The following is a 22,246-nucleotide window of genomic DNA, read 5'->3' as shown; positions in this document are numbered from 1 at the left end:
ATGACGAACCTCTCGCCCCGCACGGAGTCGAACGTCGCCGATGCGACGATGGCTCTCGCCACCGCTGCCGCTGAGCGAGGGAAGAAGCCCCGTTCCGCCTGGCGCATGATGCTGCCGACGATGACACCATGGCTGGCCTTCGGACTGCTCCTCGTCGGAGGGATCACGCTGTTCGGCGTGATCGGTCCCCTCTTCGTGCAAGATCCCACCACCATCCGTGATGCGGGGCTGCAGCCCCCGAGCGCCGAGCACATCCTGGGGACGACCCAGACCGGTCAGGACGTGTTCGCACAGCTCGCCTACGCGACGGCCGGATCGTTGCAGATCGGACTCATCGTCGGCGTGCTGGCCACGATCCTCTCGGCCTTCTTCGGCATCCTGGGGGCGTACATCGGCGGATTCGCGGATGAGGCCTTCTCGCTGTTCTCGAATGTCTTCCTCGTGATCCCCGGCCTCCCGCTGGTGATCGTGATCTCCGGGTTCGTGCCGCAGGAGCAACGCGGCCTCTGGACGATCGCCGTCGTGCTCGCGATCACCGGCTGGGCGGCGTCGAGCCGCGTGCTCCGCGCACAGACCCTGTCGATTCGCAACCGTGACTACGTCGCCGCCTCCCGCGTTGCCGGGGAGAGAGCCGGACGGGTTATCGCGGTCGAGATCCTCCCGAACCTCCTGCCCGTGCTCGCCTCGCAGTTCGTGTTCGCCGTGATCGCGGCGATCCTGGGCGAGGCAGGGCTCTCGTTCCTGGGGCTGGGAGCGTCGAACTCCTCGACGTTGGGAACCATGCTGTTCTACGCCCAGAACGGCTTCGCGCTGTCGCTGGGCGCCTGGTGGTGGTTCATCCCACCGGGGCTGATCATCGCCCTGTTCGGCATGGGGCTGTCGCTGATCAACTTCTCGATCGACGAGATCATCAATCCCAAGCTCAAGAACGTGCGGTTGCACCGCAAGCGCGCACGGGCAGCGGTTCGGCAGGAGCGCAGCCGTCTCGCTCGCGAAAGGAAGGCAACGGCATGACACTCCAGGAAGCGCCTCCGCTTCGGTCGGTTCGCCCCTCCGTGATCACGATCGAAGACCTCTCTGTCGTCTACGAAGTCGAGAGTCCCGTGACGGCCGTGAAGAACGCCTCCCTCTCGCTCGCGCCCGGAGAGATCCTCGGTCTCGCCGGCGAATCCGGCTGCGGCAAGACCACCCTGGCCTACGCGATCAACAGGCTGCACAAGCCGCCGGCGCGGATCTCGAGCGGGCGCATCGTCTTCCACGACCGCGACGGCAACGATATCGACCTGATAGCGCTCGAAGAGGAACAGCTCCGCGCGTTCCGATGGACGAAGCTGTCGATGGTGTTCCAGGGCGCGATGAATGCGTTGAACCCGGTGACCTCGATCCGCGCACAGCTGTGCGACGTGCTGCTCACACACCGGCCCGAGATGTCGAAGCGGCAGCGCATCGAGCGTGCCGGTGATGTGCTCGAGAGAGTCGGTGTCGACCGGAGTCGACTGCAGTCCTATCCGCACGAGCTCTCCGGAGGCATGCGCCAGCGGGTGATGATCGCGATGGCCATGCTCCTCGAGCCCCAGGTCATGATCATGGACGAGCCGACGACGGCTCTGGATGTCGTCGTGCAGAGAGACATCCTGCGTGAGATCGTGCGCCTGCGCGATGAGTTGGACTTTGCCGTCATCTTCATCACCCACGACCTTCCCCTGCTGCTGGAGATCAGCGATCGGATCGCGATCATGCTGCGGGGGGAGATCGTGGAACTCGGCCCGGCCGACCGCATCTACCGCTCGCCCGAGCATGAGTACACGCGCAGACTGCTCTCCTCTTTCCCGAGCCTCAGCGGCTCGCGGGGAGCGTTCATCCGCACGGGTGATGACGAAGGACAGGAGCAGGGACGATGACGACGATCCGCGTGTCAGAGCTGACCAAGGACTACACGATCAAGAAAGGCTTTCGTCGCGCCGCCTTCCGTGCGGTCGATCGGGTCTCCTTCGACCTCGTCCCCGGCCGTACGATCGCGCTGGTCGGCGAATCAGGGTCAGGGAAATCGACGATCGCGCGGATGCTCGCGCGGCTGGAGACCCCTTCTTCCGGTCGGATTGACGTGACCAGGGACGACGGCTCGCGTATGCCGCGCTCGCTGTATCGCCGTCACGTGCAGATGGTCTTCCAGGACCCGTTCGCCTCGCTCAACCCTTTTCACACGATCGAGCATCACATCGCTCGTCCGATCCGGATCCATCACCGCGCACGGGGGCAGGCCGCAGTGCACGAGCAGGTGCTGTCGATGCTGGAGCGCGTGAATCTGATGCCCGCGGCGGATGTGGCGGCACGCCGACCGCACGAACTGTCCGGCGGGCAGCGGCAGAGGGTGGCGATCGCGCGTGCGCTCGCCCCGGGGGCCGAGGTTCTGATCGCCGACGAGCCGGTGTCGATGCTCGACGTGTCGATCCGACTCGGGGTGCTCAACCTGATGGGGAGGCTGCAGCGGGAGGACAATCTGGCGCTGCTGTACATCACTCACGACCTCGCGACCGCGCGACACTTCTCGGATGAGATTCTCGTGCTCTATCGCGGACGTGTCGTGGAACGCGGGCCTGCAGACGATGTGATCCTCAACCCGCAGCACGACTACACCCGACTTCTCGCGATTGCCGCGCCGGACCCCGAGAAAGTGGGCAAGGTCGTGTCGGGAGAGGCCGCACCCGACCGCGCTTCGCTCGACAATTCCGTGTGCTACAACCACTTCACGCAGGCGTGGGAGTCCGCGGACCGGGAACCGACGCGTGTCTGAGGCGCCCCCCGACGACATCCTCGTCTGGGGCACCGACGCACTCGAACTCGTGTTCGCGACCGCGTCCGACGCGCCGGTGTCGCTGATCGCGATCGGTTCCGCCGGTGATCACGCCGCCGGTGCGCCCTCGTTGCCGCCATCGCGACGGCAGCCGCTGGTGGAAGTGTCGGGCTTCGGGTACGGACGCTTCCCCGGGAGCTTCCGCTCTGTGGACACGGTGATCGGCGCGCGCCTGCGCCTGCTCTCGACAGCCGATGACGGGGGTAGGCTCCGGATCCGGCAACGCGATGACACGACGGGCGTCGAGGTCACCAGCGTCTTCGAAGCAGCGGAGGGTATCACCGCGTTCCAAACCTGGAGCGTCGTCAACCATGCGCCCTCGGACGACGACCACCCGGACACGATCACACTGGATCTCGTCTCGACGTTCGCGTCCGGAGCCTTCCTGGCGGCGGTGGAGGACATCGACGATCTCCTCCTCGCCACGGCTGCGAACGACTGGGTCTCCGAGAGCCGGTGGTCGACCCGGTCGCTGCGTGACCGAGGGCTCGCCCGGATCGATCGCGCGCTGCAGCATCACCCGCCGCGCAGCCGCGTGCAGGTCGCCAATCGCGGTTCGTGGTCGACCGGTGAACAGGTGCCGACGGCGGCACTGCTCACTCGGTCCGGCGACGTCGCGCTCGCCTGGCAGGTCGAGCACAACGGGCCGTGGAGTTTCGAGCTCGGCGAGCGTGAGGACGGCGCCTACCTGCTGCTCGCCGGGCCCACCGACCAGGACAACCAATGGAGCGTCGCCCTGGCGGCGGGGGAGTCGTTCGAGACCGTCCCCGCATCGGTTGCCTACGCCCCCGGCGGGATCGATGACGTGCTGGGTCAGATGACAGCGCAGCGCCGCGCCCTGCGTCACGTGCGAGAGGTCGACCGCACACTGCCCGTCATCTTCAACGACTACATGAACACCCTCATGGGGGACCCGACCACGCAGAAGCTGCTTCCCCTGATCGACGCCGCCGCCGAGGTCGGCGCTGATGTGTTCTGCATCGACGCCGGGTGGTATGCCGAGGGCAGCTGGTGGGACTCGGTGGGAGAGTGGCAGCCCTCCGCGCGCCGCTTTCCCGGAGGGCTCGGGGAGGTCATCGACCGGATCCGCTCCCACGGCATGACGGCGGGGCTCTGGCTGGAGCCCGAGGTCATCGGGGTGCGCTCGGCACTCGCTTCGTCGGAGAAAGGTCTGCCGGACTCGGCGTTCTTCTCCCGCGGAGGCGTCCGCCTCGCCGAGCACGGTCGACACCTCCTGGATCTGCGCGACCCCGCGGCCAGAGCGCACGTCGACGGCGTCATCGATCGGCTCGTCGCCGACTACGGCATCGGCTTCATCAAGATGGACTACAACACGATGACCGGACCGGGCACGGATTCCGGTGACGTCGCACCCGGTGCGGGCCTGCTCGAGCACGACCGTGCGCTGCTGACGCTGCTCGATGACGTGCAGACCAGGCATCCTCGCCTCCTCATCGAGAGCTGCGCCTCCGGGGCGATGCGGATGGATCAGCAGATGCTGTCTCGCCTGCATCTGCAATCGACCTCCGATCAGCAGGATCCCGTGATGTACGCATCCATCGCTGCGGCCGCCCCCGCGGCCATGCTGCCGGAACAGGCGGGCAACTGGGCGTACCCGGTTGCCGGAAGCACCAGGGAGGAGGTGATCTTCTCCCTGGTGAACGGGCTTCTCGGACGCCTCTATCTCTCCGGGTACCTGAACCGGATGACGCCGCCGGAGCGCGCACTGGTCCGTGCGGCGGTCGACGCGCAGCGCACCGTGTTGACGGTGATCGAACGCGCGCTCCCGTTCTGGCCGCTCGGCCTGCCGGGCTGGGAGGACCCGTGGGTCGCTCTCGGGCTACGCGATCCCGACGGCGACGCGCTGCTGAGCCTCTGGCGCCGCCCGGGGGCGGCTGACACCGTCGTGGTCCCCCTGCCGCGGTGGCGCGGCGAGGAGATCCTCGTCGACGTGTTCTTCCCCGACGCGCCCGACGGCTGGTCCTGGCGATGGGATGCAGCCACCGGCGAACTCCGCGTCTCCGCCGTCGTCGCGCCCACCGCCCGGGTGCTCCGCGTGAAGCGGGCGCCCGACACCGCACCCCTGAAAGAGGAATCCGCATGACCAGCAGTACCGACGTCATCTCCCACGCCCCTCGGAACGCCGCACCGTGGCCGACAGAGGCGCTGTCGTTCGGTGGCGACTACAGCCCTGAACAGTGGTCGTGGGATGTCGTGCAGGAGGACATGACCCTGATGCGCGAGGCCGGCGTGAATCTCGTCACGCTCGGGGTCTTCTCCTGGATCATGCACGAGCCGCGGGAGGGGGTTTTCGATTTCTCCTGGTTGGACAGCATGCTCGATCTTCTCCACGCGAACGGCATCTCCGTCGATCTCGCCACCCCCACGGCCGCGGTGCCGATGTGGCTGCATCGCCTGCATCCGGAGATCCTGCCTCAGGACATCCACGGTCACCCCCTCGCACCCGGCGGGCGTCTGGGCTGGTGCCCGTCGTCGACGGTGTTCCGCGGGTACGCGGTGCGGATCGTGGAACGTCTCGCCGCCCACGTCGCAGGCCATCCGGCGGTGCGCATGTGGCATGTGGGCAACGAGCTCGGCGGCGGAAACGCGCGTTGCCATTGCCCTGTGTCGAACGCGCGCTTCCGCGAGTGGGTGACCGAGAAGTATCGCACCGTCGACGCGCTGAACGCCGCATGGGGGATGTCCTTCTGGGGCAACACATACTCCTCGTTCGAGGAGGTGACCACGCCGTGGGGGGCGACGGCTCACAATCCCGGACAGCTGCTCGACTACGAGCGGTTCTCCTCGGACGAGCTCCTTGCGCAGTACCGCGCAGAGAAGGAGGTGCTGCGACGCCTCACCCCGGATCTTCCCGTCACCACGAACTTCATGGTGGGGCTCGGACCCGACGTCGTGGACTACACGCGGTGGGCCGACGAGATGGACATCGTGGCCAACGACCACTACACGTTCGGTCCCGATCCGCTCCGGCATCAGGACCTCGCCTTCAGCGGGGACCGCATGCGCGGCATGAGCGGGGGGCGACCGTGGATGCTCATGGAGCATGCGACCGGCGCTTCCAGCTGGCATCCGATCAATCAGCCGAAAGAGCCGGGAGAGATCAGCAGGCACGCGATCGCGCACGTCGCCCGCGGTTCGAACAGCGTCATGTACTTCCAGTGGCGGGCATCACGGTTCGGCACCGAGCAGTTCCACTCGGCGATGCTGCCGCATGCCGGCCGGGACAGTCGCGTCTTCCGCGACGTCGTCGCCCTCGGGGCGCAACTGACCGCGCTCGCCGAGGTGAAGGACACCACCGTCGCCCCGGCGCAGGTGGCGATCCTGCACGACAACGAGGCGGGGTGGGCGGCGCGGTCGGGGCTCAAGCCGGCGAACAACCTCCGCTACGCCGACACGGCCCGCGCGGTGCACAACGCGCTCTTCGAACGTACGGTGACGGCCGACATCGTCGCGCCCTGGACGCCTCTCGACGACTATCGGTTGGTGATCGTCCCCGGTCTGTACCTCGTGTCCGACGAGAACGCCCGCGCTGTCCGGGAGTATGTCGAAGCCGGCGGCACGGTCCTGGTCACCTGGTTCTCGGGGATCGTCGACGAGGCGAACACCGTGCGCATCGGAGGGTATCCCGGTGCGTTCCGCTCGCTGCTGGGGGTGACGAGCGAGGAGTTCTTCCCGCTGGAGGAGGGGCGCACGTTCGCTCTCGACAACGGGTGGACCGGGCGTCGCTGGGCCGAGCGGCTGCGCGCCCCCCGACTCGAGGACGACGCGGAGGTCATCGCCGCCTACGCGGAGGGCCCGCTGCGCGGGCATCCGGCTGTCACCCGCCGCCGCGCCGGCGCCGGCACGGCCTGGTACGCGTCGACGGATCTCGACGAGGCGAGTCTGGGCGAGCTGGTCGAGCTTCTGATCGCCGAGACCGCGGTGACGGCGACGGCGACCGTCTCACCGGGCGTGGAAGCCGTGCGACGGAAATCGGGCGACGCGTCATACCTGTTCCTGCTCAATCACGCAGGCGATGCCGGATGGGCGCAGGCATCGGGCATCGATCTGCTGACGACGCGCGCCCACGACGGCCGGGTGGACCTTCCGGCCGGCGGGGTCGCCGTCATTCGCGAGAGCTGAGCCTCTGCCTGTAGTCCTGCTGCGGGAGATGTCACCACGCGCTGCTCCCTCCGTCGATCGTCAGGATCGAGCCGGTGGCGAACGTGGACCGGGAGGATGCGAGCCACGCGATGGCCTCGGCGATCTCTTCCGGCTGCCCCATCCGCCGCATAGGCGCACGCCCGTTGAGCTCGTCCAGAAGCTCGCCAGGGTTGTCCGCCTCGGCGATCATGGTGCCGAAGTACGGTGAATCGATCGTCCCCGGTGCGACGGCGTTGACGCGGACGCCCTCGGCCACGTGGTCGAGGGCCATCGCGCGGGTCAGCGCCGTGACCGCGCCCTTGGACGCCACGTAGGCGGCGCGGTCGGCGATGCCGACGAGCGAGGTGTATGACGAGGTGTTCACGATTCGGCCGGTCCCCGTGGCGGCGAGGTGCGGCATCGCGTACTTCGAGCAGAGGAAAACTCCGCGCACGTTCACCGACATGAGGCGATCCCAATCGGCCTCCGCGATCGTGGTGACGTTTCCGCGGAACCCGAAGCCGGCGTTGTTGCAGAGCACGTCGAGACGTCCGAGCTGCTCCACCGTCGTGGTGATGAGGTGCTGCACGGACGCGCTGTCGGACACGTCGACCTGGACGGCGAGGGCTCCCTCACCGAGCTCGGCGGCGAGCTCATCGGCAGCCGGTCCGTTGACGTCCGCGATGACCACGCGAGCTCCGCGCGAGTGCAGGAGGGATGCGGTGGCGCGCCCGATGCCGCTGGCGCCTCCCGTGATGATGACGACGTCGCCGTCGAACTCAGTCATGCGTTCTGCTCCTTCTGGGTGGCGGTGAGATCGATGATCTGACGGATCTCGCGACCGTCGTGCAGTCGATCCATCGCGGTGTTGATGTGGTCGAGGTCGGTGGTTCCGGTGATGAGCCTGTCGATCGCGAGCGATCCGTCGAGGTACATCTGTGCGTAGCGCGTGATGTCGTCCGCAGGGACTCCCGAGCCCATGTATGAACCGATCAGGGAGCGAGCGGATGTCACGAGTGCGAGCGAGTCGACGGTGATGGAGGATCCGGGCTTGGGGAGTCCGACGGTCACGGTCTTGCCGCCGACGCCAGTGAGCGCGATCGCGGAGGCGAGTGCGGCAGGATGGCCGACGCACTCGATCACGATGTCGAAGGTGAGGCCTGCGGCGATGGCGTCCTCCGGCGTGTGAGCGGTGTCTGCGACGATCTCGATCGCCGATGTCAGCTTCTCCGGATTGGTGTCGATCGCCGCGATGCTCGCGGCATCGATCGCGCGGGCCACGAGCGCGGCGGCGAGTCCGACGCCTCCCATCCCCACGATCGCGACCGACTGTCCTGGCTTCGCCTGAGCTGCGTTGATCACCGCTCCGCCTCCGGTGAGAACCGCGCATCCGAGCAGGGCACCGACGGACGAGGGGATCTCGCGGGGGATCACCACGACCGAGTGCTGATCGACCACGGCGTACTCAGCGAATGCCGAGACTCCCCCGTGATGGTCGATCACCTCATCGCCGATGCTGATGCGCTTCCCGCCGGCGAGCATCTCACCCGCGGCGTTCGCCGCCAGGCCGCGCTCGCAGAGCCGCCAGCCGGAGGCGCGACAGGATGCGCATTCTCCGCATCGGGGCATGAAAGTCATCGTCACCTTGTCGCCGACCGCGACGCCGTCGACTCCCGGTCCGACCTCCGCGACGATGCCGCATCCCTCGTGTCCGAGGAGCATCGGCACATGGCACTCGCGAACACCAGCGATGCGGGAGAGGTCGGAGTGGCAGACGCCAGCTGCCTCCATCCGAACGAGAACCTCGCCTCGCTGCGGCGGTGCGAGGTCAACGGAAGTGACGTCAATGGGGACAGACCCGGCCCACGGGGCAGGCGAGTCGGTGCTGCGAAGGACGGCTGCCTTCATCTTCATGGGGTACTCCATTCGTCTTTGAACGTCACCACTCAACTCGGTTGTTGACACCGCCGTCGAGGAGATCTATCGTCTTGCGTACTACGGTAATACCGTCCTACCATCATCTCAACTGGTAATCTCAGTTCCAACCAAAGGACCCGCAATGGCGCGAACAACCGATGCCCCACCCTCTCCGCTGAAAGTCGCTGGGGCGAGCTTCATCGGCACCACCATCGAGTGGTACGACTACTACATCTTCGGCACCGCCGCGGTGCTGATCTTCAATACGCAGTTCTTCCCGAACCTCGATCCGCTGGCCGGCACGCTGGCTGCGTTCGCGACGTTCGCCGTCGCATTCATCGCCCGTCCCTTCGGTGGCGCGTTCTTCGGCCACTTCGGCGACCGAATCGGACGCAAGAAGATGCTCGTCTGGTCTGTCCTCTGCATGGGACTCGGAACCCTCGTCGTCGGGTTCCTTCCGACCTACGCGCAGATCGGCATCTGGGCGCCGCTGCTTCTCGTGATCTGCCGCTTCCTGCAAGGCTTCGCCGTAGGCGGCGAATGGGGTGGAGCAGTGCTGATGTCCCTCGAGCACGCTCCCGCGAACAAGCGCGCGTTCTACGCCAGCTTCCCGCAGGCCGGCGTGCCTGCCGGAACCGTGCTGTCCGCCGGCACATTCGCTCTGCTCACCCTCATGCCTGACGAGGATTTCAACGCATGGGGCTGGCGCATCCCGTTCCTCGCGTCGGTGATCCTGGTCGCCATCGGTCTGTACATCCGTCTCAAGGTCACGGAGTCGCCCGAGTTCCTGGCGGTCAAGGAGTCCAACCAGACCCCCAAGGTCCCGGTCTGGGACGTCCTGAAGTTCCACAAGTGGGCGCTCATCGTGGGCATGATGTGCGGTTTCGCACCGAACATCGTCTTCTACATCGCCACGGTGTTCATGGTGAAGTATGGTCCGACCGACCTCGGCATCGACTCCAATGTGATCTTCGTCGCCATGATGATCGCCGCGTCCATCCAGGTCGTCTCCATGCCGTACATCGCCACCTTCGCCGACAAGACATCGAAGCGTCGCCTGTTGCTCATCGGTTGCGTCATCGTCGCTCTCGGCGCTTTCCCGGTGTTCTGGCTGTTCAACATCGGCACGTTCTGGAGCATCCTCGCCGCACTCCTGATCGCGCTGCCGATCATGCATGCCGTCTCGTACGGGGCGATCTCCGGCTTCACCGCTGAGCTGTTCCCCGCTCGGGTGCGGTACACGGGCACGTCGCTCGCTTACCAGCTCGGTGGCATCATCACGTCAGCTCCGGTCCCGATCATCGCCACGCTCCTGCTGGCCGAGACGGGAACATTCGCCGCGGTCGCCGGCTACATGATCGTGGCGGCCGCCCTCGGGTTCGTCTTCATCTTCTTCGCTCCGAAGGGGCACAAGGCGATTGCGACGAACGACACCGCTCGAGTGGACGAGTTCGCCCAGTAAGCCACCATGGATCACACACCGTCCGGGCGGGGAGCACCCTCCCCGCCCGGCACCCTCGAAAGGACACCGCCCATGCTCCAGCGTGAAGCTGCACCTCTCCGCGCCCAGCTCGTGAACCGGCTGCGCGAGAACATCATCGCCGGACACTACCGGGCGGGAGACCGACTGATCGAGAAGAACCTGGAAGCCGAGTACGGCGTCAGCCGCACGGTCGTCCGCGAAGCACTCCGTCAGCTGGAGAGCGAGAAGCTCGTCGAGATCGTGCCCAACGTGGGCCCGAGGGTGCGTGGCCTGAGCTATGACGATGTCGTCGACCTCTACCAGGTGCGGTCGGCACTCGAGTCCGCGGCATCACGTCTCGCTGCGCAGAGTGCTTCCATCTCGCAGGTGAAAGCGCTCCGCGCCGGCTTCGACCACCTCACCCAGCGCGCAACAGAGGTCGATGTCGCCGATCTCATCAGCGAGAAGAACGCATTCTACGACGCGCTCATCGAGGCGAGCGGCAACCCGATCATCGGCGAGATGCTCGCCAACGTGCAGGCACGCATCGCCCAACTACGCTTCATCACCCTCGCAGCCCCCGACCGCGTTCCACACATGCTCGCCGAGCTGAGGAAGGTCGTCGAGGCCATCGAAGCCGCCGACCCCGCCGCTGCCGGCAGCGCCTCGCTGACGCACGTGGATTCGGCGGCGCAGATCGCTCTGCGCCACATCGCCCACCTGCGCTCCACGGAAGGAAATCTCACATGACCATCCTCTTCATCGGACTCGGAGCGATGGGCGAGCCCATGGCGCGCAACATCGCCCGCACGGCCGACGTCCTCCTCTACGACGTCAACGCGGAAGCAGCCACGCGCCTCGCAGAGGACATCGGAGTGTCCGCACTCGACACCCTGGACGTGCTGCCGGACAGTGTCGACACAGTCGTCCTGATGGTGCCGAACTCCCGCATCGTCGAATCACTCCTCGTCGAGGACGCGAAGCTCCTGAACAAGCTTCCGGCCGGATCTCTGATCATCGACATGAGCTCGTCCGAGCCCGGAAGCACAGCGGAACTCGCCAAGCGCGCATCCAGCCGATCCGTGGCCTACATCGACGCTCCCGTATCCGGAGGCGTCGCCAAAGCGAAGACCGGCGAGCTGGCCGTCATGGTCGGTGCGACGCCCGAATCGTTGCAGCGCGCTCGTCCCATCCTGGACGCCGTTGCCGGGAGCGTGCACCATGTCGGCGGCCCCGGGGCCGGCGACGCCGCCAAAGCCCTCAACAACCTGCTCTCAGCGACCAACATCGCCGCCGCAGCCGAGATCCTGACGGCAGCCACCCGATTCGGAATCGCTCCGGAAGCCATGCTCGGCGTCATCAACGCGTCCACCGGTCGCAGTCAGGCAACCGAGGTGAAGTACCCCGCCTTCGTTCTCAGCGGCAGCTTCGCCTCCGGATTCGGAATGGACCTCATGCTCAAAGACCTCGCCATCGCGAAGTCGCTCACCAGCGGAGCGGGCCTCGATACGCCCGTCACCGATGCGGCAGGCACCATCGCGAACGCTTCCCGCGAGTACGCCGGAACCCCGCCCGACCACACCGAGATCGTCCGTTACTACGAGAACGCGAACGACGTCCTCGTCCGCGCCTGACACGACCGCACACACAGAAGGAGCCACCATGAATGCTGCTGCCCAGACCTATATCGACGACATGGCGACGAAGCGGGGATACGTCCTCGACTACCACAAGGTGATGGCGGCCGCGGACTTCCCCGTCCTGCAGGCTGCCAACCATGTCGTCAGCGCTGCCTACCTCGACCAGCGCCGCCTGGACCGCACCACGAAGGAGCTGCTCTTCATTCTCAGCCTCACCGTGATGCGCGCCCCCAAGCCCCAGCTCAAGAGCCACATCCAGGTCGCCCTCGACCTTGGACTCTCCGCTGAGGAGATCCTCGAGGCAATCGAGATCGCGCTTCCCGAAGCCGGAATCGTCGCGTTCCAGTGGGGCGTCGAAGCATGGCAAGAGGTCATCGGCATCGATGTCCTCGAGCCCACAGTCGCCGTTCACAGCGGCAAGGACGACTGAACGCCGATGGACACGCCGCACAAGAGCGGCGACACCTACCGCGTCTATACCCTTCGGCACGGAACACGTGAGACCACTCGCGCTCACGTGTTCCTCGACTACGCCTCTTACGGTGAGCCGGACGGCCCCCATACGGTCGACTACTACTTCTGGGTGCTGCAGAGCGCACAGCGAGTGATCGTCGTCGATACGGGGTTTGACGCAGACGTCGCGCGCCGCCGAGACCGGGTCGTTCTCCACGACCCCATCGACATGCTCCGCACCACGCTCGGCGTGGATGCGAAGGATGTGGACACGGTGATTGTCACCCACTGCCACTACGACCACATCGGAAACCTCTCGAGGTTCCCGAACGCCCACGTGTACATCGCGGAAGCGGAGCTCGACTTCGCGACCAGTGGCGCGCTCGACAAGCCGCTGGTCGGGCACTTCACCGAACCCGAAGAGGTGAGTCGGCTCATCGGCCTTCGCCGCGAAGGAAGGCTGAGCGCGATCAGCGAGGACAAGACCATCGCGCCCGGCGTTCGACTGTTGCCGGTCGGCGGACACACGCCTGGTCAGCTGATGGTGGAGGCCGATACCGCTGATGGAGTGGTCCTTCTGGCTTCCGACGCCCTGCATTTCTCGGAAGAGCTCGAGCGGGACATGCCCTTCATCTCGTCCATGGATCTCCCGGCGACGTACGAGGTGTTCGACCTGATCCGACGGCGACTCAATGACGGAGTCGCCCATGTGGTCCCGGGTCACGATGCGCGAGCGCTGGTAACGATGACACCTGTCACGACTGACATCGGAGTTCTCGGATGAACTCGACCTCCACAGCCTCCCTCATCGAAGCCCTTGCTGCGGACGACGAGTTCCTCCGCCTCGCCTCGGGCGCGGCTGTCGAGTTCGCGCTGGCTTCTGCGGGCGCGGTGCTCGCCAGCATCCGTATCCAGAGCGGGACGGTGGACGCCGGCGAAGCGCCGGAGTTCACCGTGTCGCTCGCCGCGGAGAGCTGGGATCAGCTGCTCGCTGCCGCCCCGCTTCCGGGGACACAGCATCTCCTGGCGCACCTTCGCCCGCGAGGGACGGGAGAGGTGCGGGGGAGCGAAACCACATTCGCCCAGCACCTGCACCTCGTGCGGCGAACCATCGAGGTGCTCGCCGCGCGACCTGCCGTGCCAGCGCGCCGTGTCGACCGATCAGGAATCACCGGCCGCTACGTGCAAATCACCGTGGCCCCATGGGGAACCTGCGATGTCTTCGTGGAGGAAGCGGGCTCGGGCCGCCCCGTGCTCTTGCTCCACACCGCCGGCGCAGACAGCTCGCAGTTTCACGGCCTGATGAGCCTGCGAGACGAGGTGCCGGGTCACCGACTCATCGCCTTCGACCTGCCCTGGCACGGTCGGTCCGCGCCAGCTCGCGGCAGCTCCATCCACGACTACGCACTCACCAGCGAAAGCTATGCGGACTGCATCGCCGCCGTCATCGAGGCGCTCGAGCTTCTCGAACCCCCGATCCTTGTTGGCGCATCCATGGCGGGTGCTGCCGTCGTGGAGACTGCAGCACGCCACCCTGGAGCGATTGCCGGTGCCATCGGCTGCCAGGCCGGTCCACGCGTCGCGAACCGCAGCACCCCGTGGCTTCGTCACCCTCAGATCAATCAGGCATTGTTCGTTCCCGAATGGACCTTCGGCCTCATGTCTCCGCACTCGCCGAAATCAGAGCGGGACCGCGTGTGGTGGGGTTACTCACAGGGCGGCTACGGAGTCTACGAACGAGACATCGCCTACTACTCCACGTGCTGGGATATCGACAACGTCATCCACCTGCTCGGCGCCGACACCCCACCCATCGTGCTGATGTCCGGGGCATACGACTACACGGTACCTCCGGACGCCACCCGAGAACTCGCAGACATCATCCCGCACGCGATCTACCGGGATATGCCCGAACTAGGACACTTCCCTCACGCCGAGAACCCGGTCGCCTTCGCCGCACACCTGACCTGGGCGCTCGAACAGATCGACCGCGCGGACACTGACCCCTCCAAGGACCTCTCATGACAACCACAGTCACCCCAGATCTCGCTGCATGCATCTCTGCCGCGCTGAGCCACGCCCCCACCGGACTGCTCATCGGAGAGTCGTTCCGACCGTCCTCCAGCGGGAAGGAATTCGACGTCAACGACCCTGCGACGGGGCAGCGACTGACCTCGGTCGCGGACGCTTCCCCTGCGGACGCTCTAGAGGCTCTCGAGACCGCGCACCGTTCCCAGAAGGCGTGGGCTGCGACCCCTCCCCGCCACCGCGGAGACATCCTCCGCCGCGCATACGAGCTCATCCTGGAACGCAAAGCGGACCTCGCTCTGCTGATGACGCTCGAGATGGGAAAGCCCCTCGTCGAGTCGGAGGCGGAGATCACCTATGGCGCCGAGTTCCTCCGATGGTTCTCCGAAGAGGCAGTCCGCTTCGGTGGGCGGGCGAGCACGTCCCCGACAGGGGACACAAGGATCGTGACCGTTCAAGAGCCGGTGGGGCCGAGCCTGCTGGTCACCCCGTGGAACTTCCCCCTCGCTATGGGAACACGCAAGATCGGCCCAGCTCTCGCAGCCGGCTGCACGGTCATCGTGAAACCCGCAGCCCTGACACCCCTGTCCATGAACGCATTGGGCGCCATCCTCATCGAGGCGGGGCTCCCCGCCGGCGTCCTGTCAATCATCCCGACCTCGTCATCGTCCCCCACCGTGGCATCGCTCATGAGCGACCGGCGGCTGCGGAAGATCTCGTTCACCGGATCGACGGAAGTCGGCAAGCAGCTCATCCGGCAGTCGGCGGATCAAGTGCTGCGCGTGTCGATGGAGCTCGGAGGCAACGCGCCTCTCATCGTCTGCTCCGACGCCGATGTGCCCCACGCCGCTGCCGAGGCGATGAAGGCCAAGCTCCGCAACAACGGCGAAGCCTGCACCGCTGCAAACGTCTTCTGGGTGCACGAAAGCGTCCTCGCAGAGTTCACAGCCCAGGTGGCCGCGCAGTTCGACGAGTTGACTGTCGGACCGGGCTATGCGGCAGAGACCAACGTGGGGCCGATCATCGACCAGCGCTCGGCAGACGGTCTCCAGGAGCTCGTCGAAGATGCCCTGCAGCGCGGCGCCAAGATCGTCAGTCAGCGGCCATCACCCGAGAACTCCGGCGGCAGCTACTTCCCACCCACGCTCCTCACCGACGTCCCCCGCGACGCCCGCGTCGTTCAGGAAGAGATCTTCGGACCGATTGCACCCATCGTGTCGTGGTCCGACGAGGACGACCTCTTCAACCACCTCAACGCGAGCGAGTACGGCCTCGCGGCATACCTCTTCACCGACGACCTCACCCGAGCCCGCGTCTTCGCCGAACGCCTCGAAGTAGGAATGGTCGGCATCAACCGTGGCGTCCTGTCGAACGTCGCTGCGCCGTTCGGCGGGATAAAGCACAGCGGGTACGGGCGTGAAGGCGCCGACGTCGGCATCAACGAGTACCTGTCAACGAAATACCTGTCAGTCGACGCCCCACTCTAGGAACCTTCCCGCACCGTTCCACCCCCTCGGTCGGTGGCATCGCCACCGATTCCGCGAACAAAGGAGATCGCAATGTCCTCGCACGCCCAAAAACAGGATGCGAACGCAACAACAACCAGCATGGGGTTGCGTCGACTATCCTCGTCTGACCGCCGCAAACGCATGGTCGCCGTCGGCATCGGCAACTTCATGGAGTGGTTCGACTTCGCAATCTACGGATACTTCGCAGCCATCATCGGGGCGCAGTTCTTCCCCTCCGGCGACCCCACCGCAGAGATGCTGTCGGCACTGGCGGTCTTCGCCGTCGGGTTCATCTCCCGACCGGTCGGCGCGCTGATCCTCGGCCCCATCGGCGACAAGTTCGGCCGCCGAACCGTGCTCATCATCACCGTGCTCGGCATGGGCGTCGTCACCGCGCTCATCGGATTGGTCCCTGCTTACGCGACAATCGGTGTGGCCGCTCCCATCATCATCGTCACCCTCAGACTGATCCAGGGAATGATGGTCGGCGGAGAGTGGACGAGTGCCGCCACCTACATCGGCGAGAGCGCTCCGACGAAACACCGCGCACTGTACGCGAGCCTGATCACCGCAACGGCCGGACTGGCTTTCCTCGTCGGCACCTTCTTCGCTGTCGTGCTCACTGGCGCAATGAGCGCGGACGCCCTCGCCGCCTGGGGCTGGCGCATCCCGTTCATCGCCTCCCTGATCATGGCAATCGTCGCGGTCTACATCCGCCGCCGCCTCGACGACACCCCTGTCTACGAGGAGCTCGAGCGCAAGAGAGCCAACGGAGAGATCGAAGCCACGAGCTGGAAGGTTCGCGGCAAGGCATTCGTCATGACCCTGGCATTCTCGGGCATCTTCGGCGTGAGCCTCTACTACCTCGTCACCTACATGAACAACTACATGTCCGGCCCCATCGGTATGCCGCGCTTCGATGCCCTCCTGACCACAGGCGTGGTCATGGTCATCTACGTCGCGTTCAATCCACTCGTCGGGATGGCGGCTGACAGATGGGGACGACGCCCCGTGAACCGCGCGGGGATCATCGGACTGATCATCTGGTCGCTGCCCGCATTCGCCCTCGTCAGCACCGGCAACGTGTGGTCGGCCATCGTGGGACTCATCCCCTTCGCACTGTTCGTCGCGTGCACGGCTGTGACGGCGAACGTGTTGTTGGTCGAGGTCTTCCCTGCCTCGATCCGCTCTACCGGGTCTGCCATCGGATACAACGTCGCCTACGCGCTTCTCGCCGGCCCAGGCCCTCTGATTGCGGCCGGCCTCGTCGCGAGCACCGGAATCCTGGTCTCTCCCGCGTTCTACGTGATCGGGGTCGCCGTGGCAGCGCTCGCTGTGTTGTGGCCGCTGCTTCCCGAGACCCGCGGAGCCGACATCTCGCGCGGGTAGCCACCGGAGTCGACCTGCTCCATCTCGAGGACCAGAGCCTGGCCGGGGCCGAGCAGTGGCAGTCGGATGCCATGGCGCGCGATCGCCGCACCGGTGAGCACGAGGTGGCCGCGCTCCATCCATGGAGGCGGGGTGGGTTCGATCGGCCGTGGCACACGCAGCTCAGGGACCGGACGCACGGTGTAGTGGGCGTGCGGGGTGAGACCCGGGATCTGCAGGCGGCGGGGCAGCGCTCGATCCGAACTCGTGACCCTGGCCACTCTCACCACGGCGCGACTCGCATCCTGAGCGGTCACCGATGTCACTCGGATTCCGGCGTCTCCGCCGTCCGGATGCGCGAGGGAGCCCGTATGCAGCAGGTCGCGAAGGCGCCGGTACCCCGTGATCGCGTCGCGAAGCTGGTCGAGCTCGTCTGCGGAGCATTCCGTGATGTCCCACTCGATCCCGAACGATCCGAAGAGCGCGACCGCGATCCGGAGTCCGAGGCCGGTGTCGCGGCGGGTGGTGTGCGTGGTCGGCGGACCGATGTGGGAACCGATCAGCTCGAGCGGGAGCAGCAGCTCGGTCCATCGTTGGATGTCGAGGCGTTCGATGGGGTCGTTCGTGTCAGATGCCCAGACGCGATCCGTGCGCGCGAGAACGCCGAGATCGACCCTGGCGCCTCCGGACGCGCAGGACTCGATCTCCAACTGAGGGTGTCGCAGACGCACCGCGTCCAGCAGCGCGTACACAGCGACGGTGTGGCGATGCACGCTCGCTCTGCCGGCATGGAGCGCTTCGATGAGGTCTCGGTTCTGATCCCATTTCACATAGTCGAGCTCGTACTCGGCGATCAGCCGTGAGATCGACTCGAGCAGGTAGTCGAACACATCGGGGTTCGCCACGTCTAGCGCGTACTGGTTGCGCCAGGCACGGACCCCGGCGGGGTCCTGCAGCAGCCAGTCGGGATGCTCGCGCGCGAGGTCGGAATCGACGTTGACCATCTCCGGTTCGAACCAGAGCCCGAACTGCATCCCCAGTCCGCGCACCTCCTCGACCAGCGGGTGCAGCCCCTCCGGCCACACGGCCGGGTCGACGGTCCAGTCCCCGAGGCCGGCTTCGTCGTTTCGTCGCCCTTTGAACCATCCGTCGTCGAGGACGAACCTTTCGACCCCGATCTCCGCAGCGGTGCGGGCGAGCGTGTTCAGGCGTCGGATGTCGTGCTGGAAGTACACCGCTTCCCAGGTGTTCAGGGTGACGGGGCGCGTCCCGGGGTGCATGGGGCGCGCGCGCAGCGACGTATGCAGTCGAGCTGCGAGCGCGTCGAGCCCATGATCGCTCCAGACGAAGGTGGCGACCGGCGAGCGGTATCGGGCACCGGCTTCGAGCACGATCTCACCAGCGCGGATCAGCGGGCCGGTGCCGAGGAGCGTCCGCGACTCGGGGAGTGCGTCGTATCGATACACGGAGTCTGCGCTCCACGCCAGATGGACGCCCCAGACTTCGCCCGTTCCGCTACCGAAACCCTCGGTGCCGAGGACCAGCAGCATGGGCGAGTCATGCCCCGTGCGCCCGCGTCGAGTCTCTCTGATTCGGCTTCCCTCCAGCAATCGACTCCGCTGCGGGGTTCGCTCTCGTGTCCACCGCCCTGAGAAATCCATCGCATCGGTTGCGAGATCGCCCACCGGCATCGTGGCCTCGAGCGCCAGGAGCTCCAGGTCATCCGCGCCGGTGTTGAGCAGGTCGTGCGCGACTCGCAGCACTCCTGCGTCGTCCAGCGACATCTCGACGCGGAGGCGAAGCCCCTCGTCTGAGGCGGTGATGAGCAATCGGGCGTCATCGCCGGTCATCTCGACATCCCGCCAGACGGGTAGTGCCACCTGTCCAGCGCGGTGCGCAGCGAACCCGGGCCGTCCCTCCCACCCGTCATGCTCGCCGGGGAGCACGGTCAGCGGCCATTCGTCGTCGAGGGCGCTCGATGACACCTGCCGTCGCGATGCGAGGATCAGCTCGTCGATGTCAGGGCTGCCGAGGGGAGCTCCCCAGTGCAGCACCTCGGGCAGGCCGGCGTCTGCGACAAGGATGACCTCCACCCCTGCCTGCCGAAGGACGTGGTGTCGCACGAGCGTTCGCCCTGGTGACTTAGTTCGCTCGTCCACCGACACACGGGTCTCCTTCGACTTGACGCGAGCGCTTTCGCCCCTGGGGTCACAGCCTGCTAAGAAATCTTCCGTTTGTCAACGACTGAAACTAACCGCCTCAGAATCGGAGGACAGTGCGGATGCCGAGCACTGCCGCTGCGCGCGCCCACTCGTCGAACTGGAATGGCTGCACGTCGAGGTCGAGCGGCGCGGAGCTCGGGATCAGCGTCTTGTCGATCGCGGCGCGCACGTCTGCCGAGGCAAGCTCCCACACCGCCAACCCGTCTCCGGTGAGGATGATCTTCTCGGGATCGATGCTGTTGGCGAGCGTTGCGATCACCTTCCCGAGCGCCTCGGCTGCCTTGCGGAAGGCGCGGATCGCTCCGGGGTGGCCCGCTCTGGCGAGCTCGACCGCCCCCGGGTAGTCGATCTCCGGTCCGTCGATGCCCCGGGCGATCGCCTCATTCGTGAGATACATCGAGGCGCACCCCCTGTGGCCGTTCGCGCAGACCGGGCCGCTCGCGTCGATCTCCAGATGATCGAGTCGCCCGGCGCGGCCGTGGGCGCCGGTCACGAGTCGATCGTCGATCACGAACCCGAGCCCGATTCCCGCGCCGACGGTGATCAACCCGAGCGAGGAGCATCCTGCCCCCGCACCGAACCAGTGCTCGGTCGCGGTCAAGGCTCTGACGTCGTTCTCGGTGGCGATCGGGATGCTCAACCGCTCCGTCAGCATGCGAGCCAACGGGACGTCTTTCCATCCGAGGAACGGAGAGTCGACGATGACCTTCCGGTTCTGTGTCAGGTCGCCGGCGACGCAGACGCCCCCGGCGACGATGTCGTCGAACCGTTCGGTGAACGCGGTGAAGATGCCGCCGATCTGGGCCGCGACATCGTCGCTCGCGCGCGAGACGATCGGCTCCTCAGCCGTGGCGATCTCATGCGCCCCGAGGTCGGTGACGGTGGCGAAGATGGTGTCGCCGGTGAGCTTCACACCGAAGAAGTGACGAGCGGTCGGCGCGATCTCGAACAGCTCGCTCGGGCGTCCCGTCCATGCGCGCTGTTCGGTCGCACCTTCGACGATGAGGCCATGTTCGAGCAGATTGCGGGTGACTCGGGTGAGATTCGCTCGCGACACACCCAGACGGCGCGCGATCTCGGCGCGCGGCAGCGGGCCGTGGATGAGGACTTCGCGGAGGGCTCCGCGCTCGACAAGGTTCAGTGTCGGCCAAGCGGGAGATGGGCTCTCGCGGGTCTGTGGAGTATCCATCGTCATTACGTTCCGCCCTCGATCAGATCCCATCATGCCGCATCGCCTTGCGACAAAGTTAGTTTCACTTGTTGACAAAGAGTGATGGCCGGGGCAATCTAAGTGAGCCGGGGAGTGTCCGGCGCACGCAGCTGTCAAAGGAGATGTTGATGCGTATTCATCGACCGCTTGCCGTCGTGGTGACGGGCTTGACCATCGCCGGTATCGCCGGCCTGACCGGGTGCTCGGCTACAGGGACCCCGGATGATGGGCCGGTGCAACTCGAGTACTGGGCGTGGGCCTCGAACTCGCAGGACGTCGTGAACCAGTGGAACAAGGAGAACCCTGACATCCAGGTCAAGTACACCGATGCGGGAGGCGGCACCGACTCGTCCGCGAAGCTGCTGACGGCCAACCGGGCGGGCAACGCCCCAGACATCGCACTGGTGGAATACACCACGCTCCCTGCGATGATCGTCGCCGATGTTCCTGCGGACATCACCGAATACGTCTCCGATGTGCAGGACGCGTTCACCGAGGGGACATGGGCACAGACCACGTTCGGCGGGGTCGTCTACGGCATCCCCCAGGATGTCGGTCCGATGGCGAACGTCTACCGCGCAGATCGGTTCGCCGAGCTCGGGGTCACTCCGCCGAAGACCTGGGAAGAGTTCCGTACAGCTGCGGAGGCGATCAAGGCCGCTGATCCCGCATCGGTGATCGCAGCCCTCCCGCCCGCCGAGTTCGGCTTCTGGGCCGGTGTCTCCACCCAGGCCGGCGCGCAGTGGTGGTCGAGCGAGGGCGACGAATGGACGGTCGGCATCGCCGATGAGCCCTCCCTTGAGGTTGCCGACTTCTTCGAGGCGCTCGTCGAGGATGGCCTGGTCAGCACGGACCCGCTGCTGACGCCCGAGTACAACGCGGCGCTGAACGCCGGGACGATGCTGTCGTGGCCGTCGGCGGTGTGGGCACCCAGCGTGATCGAGAACGTCGCCGCCGACACCAGCGGAGGGTGGGAGATGGCACCGCTCCCGCAGTGGACGGCTGGCGACGCCGCCGTCCCCTACCAGGGCGGCTCCGCACTCATCGTGACGACCAGCAGCGAACACCCGGCTGAGGCGGCTGAGTTCGCGGCATGGCTCAACGCCTCGAAAGAGGGCAACGACCTCATGATCAACACCCAGTCGCTGTATCCGGCGGCGATCGTCGGTCAGGAGCTGACGGAGAGCAACGACCCGCCTGCGCTGATGCCGCAGCAGACCGACTTCTACAGCGTGGCATCGGAGATCTCCGCGGATACGATCCCGGTGACCTGGGGACCGAACGTCAACCTGGCAAGGACGGTCTTCGCCGACGAGCTGCAGAAGGCGATCGACAACGGCACCCCCTGGCGTGACGCCTTCATCGCCACGCAGAAGGCCGTGGTCGACGACATGGTCAAGAGCGGATTCACCGTCACCGACAAGTGAGCTCACGGGGCGTC

Annotated in this window: 18 protein-coding genes; 14 read left to right on the top strand and 4 right to left on the bottom strand. The window is 66.3% G+C overall.

The features are described from left to right. Genes ACTJKH_RS11550 through ACTJKH_RS11530 form a run of 5 tightly spaced genes read left to right on the top strand, consistent with a single transcriptional unit; the run spans window position 1 to window position 6,997 of the window. On the top strand, window positions 1-1,014 hold the full coding sequence (locus tag ACTJKH_RS11550) for an ABC transporter permease (RefSeq protein WP_440737041.1): 1,014 nt from the start codon (window positions 1-3) through the stop codon (window positions 1,012-1,014). Further along, window positions 1,011-1,901 (top strand): ABC transporter ATP-binding protein, encoded by an 891-nt coding sequence (locus ACTJKH_RS11545; protein ID WP_440737040.1) that lies wholly within the window; start codon window positions 1,011-1,013, stop codon window positions 1,899-1,901. The genes ACTJKH_RS11550 and ACTJKH_RS11545 overlap by 4 nt, the downstream gene beginning before the upstream one ends. After that, on the top strand, window positions 1,898-2,794 hold the full coding sequence (locus tag ACTJKH_RS11540; RefSeq protein ID WP_440737039.1) for an ABC transporter ATP-binding protein: 897 nt from the start codon (window positions 1,898-1,900) through the stop codon (window positions 2,792-2,794). The genes ACTJKH_RS11545 and ACTJKH_RS11540 overlap by 4 nt, the downstream gene beginning before the upstream one ends. Next, window positions 2,787-4,958: a glycoside hydrolase family 36 protein gene (locus tag ACTJKH_RS11535; protein ID WP_440737038.1), complete on the top strand. Its 2,172-nt coding sequence runs from the start codon at window positions 2,787-2,789 to the stop codon at window positions 4,956-4,958. The genes ACTJKH_RS11540 and ACTJKH_RS11535 overlap by 8 nt, the downstream gene beginning before the upstream one ends. Beyond that, entirely contained in the window at window positions 4,955-6,997 is a 2,043-nt protein-coding gene (locus tag ACTJKH_RS11530) for a beta-galactosidase (protein WP_440737037.1), read from the top strand. The genes ACTJKH_RS11535 and ACTJKH_RS11530 overlap by 4 nt, the downstream gene beginning before the upstream one ends. A gap of 31 nt (window positions 6,998-7,028) precedes the next feature. Here the strand turns inward: ACTJKH_RS11530 and ACTJKH_RS11525 are convergent, their stop codons facing one another. Together ACTJKH_RS11525 and ACTJKH_RS11520 are read right to left on the bottom strand one after the other, a co-directional pair. Next, complete coding sequence (locus tag ACTJKH_RS11525) at window positions 7,029-7,784, bottom strand: SDR family oxidoreductase (protein WP_440737036.1); 756 nt, start codon at window positions 7,782-7,784, stop codon at window positions 7,029-7,031. Continuing rightward, window positions 7,781-8,905 carry an alcohol dehydrogenase catalytic domain-containing protein gene (locus tag ACTJKH_RS11520; protein WP_440737162.1) on the bottom strand — a complete coding sequence of 375 codons (1,125 nt, stop codon included), beginning with the start codon at window positions 8,903-8,905 and terminating at the stop codon, window positions 7,781-7,783. The genes ACTJKH_RS11525 and ACTJKH_RS11520 overlap by 4 nt, the downstream gene beginning before the upstream one ends. A gap of 151 nt (window positions 8,906-9,056) precedes the next feature. Between ACTJKH_RS11520 and ACTJKH_RS11515 the strand changes: the two genes are divergently transcribed. The 8 genes from ACTJKH_RS11515 (at window position 9,057) to ACTJKH_RS11480 (ending at window position 17,394) form a co-directional block, all read left to right on the top strand. Continuing rightward, entirely contained in the window at window positions 9,057-10,376 is a 1,320-nt protein-coding gene (locus tag ACTJKH_RS11515) for an MFS transporter (RefSeq protein WP_440737035.1), read from the top strand. 72 nt (window positions 10,377-10,448) lie between these two features. Then, a complete protein-coding gene (locus ACTJKH_RS11510; protein WP_440737034.1) occupies window positions 10,449-11,126 on the top strand; it encodes a GntR family transcriptional regulator in 678 nt (225 codons plus the stop codon). Then, window positions 11,123-12,010: an NAD(P)-dependent oxidoreductase gene (locus tag ACTJKH_RS11505; protein ID WP_440737033.1), complete on the top strand. Its 888-nt coding sequence runs from the start codon at window positions 11,123-11,125 to the stop codon at window positions 12,008-12,010. Before ACTJKH_RS11510 ends, ACTJKH_RS11505 begins: the two co-directional genes overlap by 4 nt. 28 nt (window positions 12,011-12,038) lie before the next feature. Beyond that, the gene (locus tag ACTJKH_RS11500; protein WP_440737032.1) at window positions 12,039-12,446 is read left to right on the top strand and encodes a carboxymuconolactone decarboxylase family protein; all 408 of its coding nucleotides are present in this window, start codon (window positions 12,039-12,041) and stop codon (window positions 12,444-12,446) included. Window positions 12,447-12,452: 6 nt separating this feature from the next. Then, complete coding sequence (locus ACTJKH_RS11495) at window positions 12,453-13,253, top strand: N-acyl homoserine lactonase family protein (protein ID WP_440737031.1); 801 nt, start codon at window positions 12,453-12,455, stop codon at window positions 13,251-13,253. Between the two features lie 107 nt (window positions 13,254-13,360). Continuing rightward, complete coding sequence (locus ACTJKH_RS11490) at window positions 13,361-14,494, top strand: alpha/beta fold hydrolase (RefSeq protein WP_440737030.1); 1,134 nt, start codon at window positions 13,361-13,363, stop codon at window positions 14,492-14,494. After that, window positions 14,491-15,984: an NAD-dependent succinate-semialdehyde dehydrogenase gene (locus tag ACTJKH_RS11485; RefSeq protein ID WP_440737029.1), complete on the top strand. Its 1,494-nt coding sequence runs from the start codon at window positions 14,491-14,493 to the stop codon at window positions 15,982-15,984. The genes ACTJKH_RS11490 and ACTJKH_RS11485 overlap by 4 nt, the downstream gene beginning before the upstream one ends. Window positions 15,985-16,146: 162 nt before the next feature. Next, window positions 16,147-17,394 carry an MFS transporter gene (locus ACTJKH_RS11480; protein ID WP_440737028.1) on the top strand — a complete coding sequence of 416 codons (1,248 nt, stop codon included), beginning with the start codon at window positions 16,147-16,149 and terminating at the stop codon, window positions 17,392-17,394. Here the strand turns inward: ACTJKH_RS11480 and ACTJKH_RS11475 are convergent. Both ACTJKH_RS11475 and ACTJKH_RS11470 read right to left on the bottom strand, forming a co-directional pair. Continuing rightward, window positions 17,307-19,466, bottom strand: a complete 2,160-nt coding sequence (locus tag ACTJKH_RS11475; RefSeq protein ID WP_440737027.1) for an alpha-galactosidase — start codon at window positions 19,464-19,466, stop codon at window positions 17,307-17,309. The genes ACTJKH_RS11480 and ACTJKH_RS11475 overlap by 88 nt on opposite strands. A gap of 166 nt (window positions 19,467-19,632) precedes the next feature. Further along, a complete protein-coding gene (locus ACTJKH_RS11470) occupies window positions 19,633-20,784 on the bottom strand; it encodes an ROK family transcriptional regulator (RefSeq protein ID WP_440737026.1) in 1,152 nt (383 codons plus the stop codon). 149 nt (window positions 20,785-20,933) lie between these two features. Here ACTJKH_RS11470 and ACTJKH_RS11465 point away from each other — a divergent pair, with 149 nt between their 5' ends. After that, window positions 20,934-22,232 carry an ABC transporter substrate-binding protein gene (locus ACTJKH_RS11465; protein WP_440737025.1) on the top strand — a complete coding sequence of 433 codons (1,299 nt, stop codon included), beginning with the start codon at window positions 20,934-20,936 and terminating at the stop codon, window positions 22,230-22,232. Window positions 22,233-22,246: the final 14 nt, after the last annotated feature.

This window comes from Microbacterium sp. 22215, from assembly GCF_052045655.1.
In the GTDB taxonomy this organism is placed as follows: domain Bacteria; phylum Actinomycetota; class Actinomycetes; order Actinomycetales; family Microbacteriaceae; genus Microbacterium; species Microbacterium phyllosphaerae.
This window is presented reverse-complemented; position numbering and strand designations above follow the sequence as displayed.

What these genes read in the sequence shown, in the direction of transcription:
- ACTJKH_RS11550 (WP_440737041.1), top strand. Translation starts at nt 1, where the DNA reads ATGACGAACCTCTCGCCCCGCACGGAGTCGAACGTCGCCGATGCGACG.
- ACTJKH_RS11545 (WP_440737040.1), top strand. Translation starts at nt 1,011, where the DNA reads ATGACACTCCAGGAAGCGCCTCCGCTTCGGTCGGTTCGCCCCTCCGTG.
- ACTJKH_RS11540 (WP_440737039.1), top strand. Translation starts at nt 1,898, where the DNA reads ATGACGACGATCCGCGTGTCAGAGCTGACCAAGGACTACACGATCAAG.
- ACTJKH_RS11530 (WP_440737037.1), top strand. Translation starts at nt 4,955, where the DNA reads ATGACCAGCAGTACCGACGTCATCTCCCACGCCCCTCGGAACGCCGCA.
- ACTJKH_RS11525 (WP_440737036.1), bottom strand. Translation starts at nt 7,784, where the DNA reads ATGACTGAGTTCGACGGCGACGTCGTCATCATCACGGGAGGCGCCAGC.
- ACTJKH_RS11520 (WP_440737162.1), bottom strand. Translation starts at nt 8,905, where the DNA reads ATGAAGGCAGCCGTCCTTCGCAGCACCGACTCGCCTGCCCCGTGGGCC.
- ACTJKH_RS11515 (WP_440737035.1), top strand. Translation starts at nt 9,057, where the DNA reads ATGGCGCGAACAACCGATGCCCCACCCTCTCCGCTGAAAGTCGCTGGG.
- ACTJKH_RS11510 (WP_440737034.1), top strand. Translation starts at nt 10,449, where the DNA reads ATGCTCCAGCGTGAAGCTGCACCTCTCCGCGCCCAGCTCGTGAACCGG.
- ACTJKH_RS11505 (WP_440737033.1), top strand. Translation starts at nt 11,123, where the DNA reads ATGACCATCCTCTTCATCGGACTCGGAGCGATGGGCGAGCCCATGGCG.
- ACTJKH_RS11500 (WP_440737032.1), top strand. Translation starts at nt 12,039, where the DNA reads ATGAATGCTGCTGCCCAGACCTATATCGACGACATGGCGACGAAGCGG.
- ACTJKH_RS11495 (WP_440737031.1), top strand. Translation starts at nt 12,453, where the DNA reads ATGGACACGCCGCACAAGAGCGGCGACACCTACCGCGTCTATACCCTT.
- ACTJKH_RS11485 (WP_440737029.1), top strand. Translation starts at nt 14,491, where the DNA reads ATGACAACCACAGTCACCCCAGATCTCGCTGCATGCATCTCTGCCGCG.
- ACTJKH_RS11480 (WP_440737028.1), top strand. Translation starts at nt 16,147, where the DNA reads ATGGTCGCCGTCGGCATCGGCAACTTCATGGAGTGGTTCGACTTCGCA.
- ACTJKH_RS11470 (WP_440737026.1), bottom strand. Translation starts at nt 20,784, where the DNA reads ATGGATACTCCACAGACCCGCGAGAGCCCATCTCCCGCTTGGCCGACA.
- ACTJKH_RS11465 (WP_440737025.1), top strand. Translation starts at nt 20,934, where the DNA reads ATGCGTATTCATCGACCGCTTGCCGTCGTGGTGACGGGCTTGACCATC.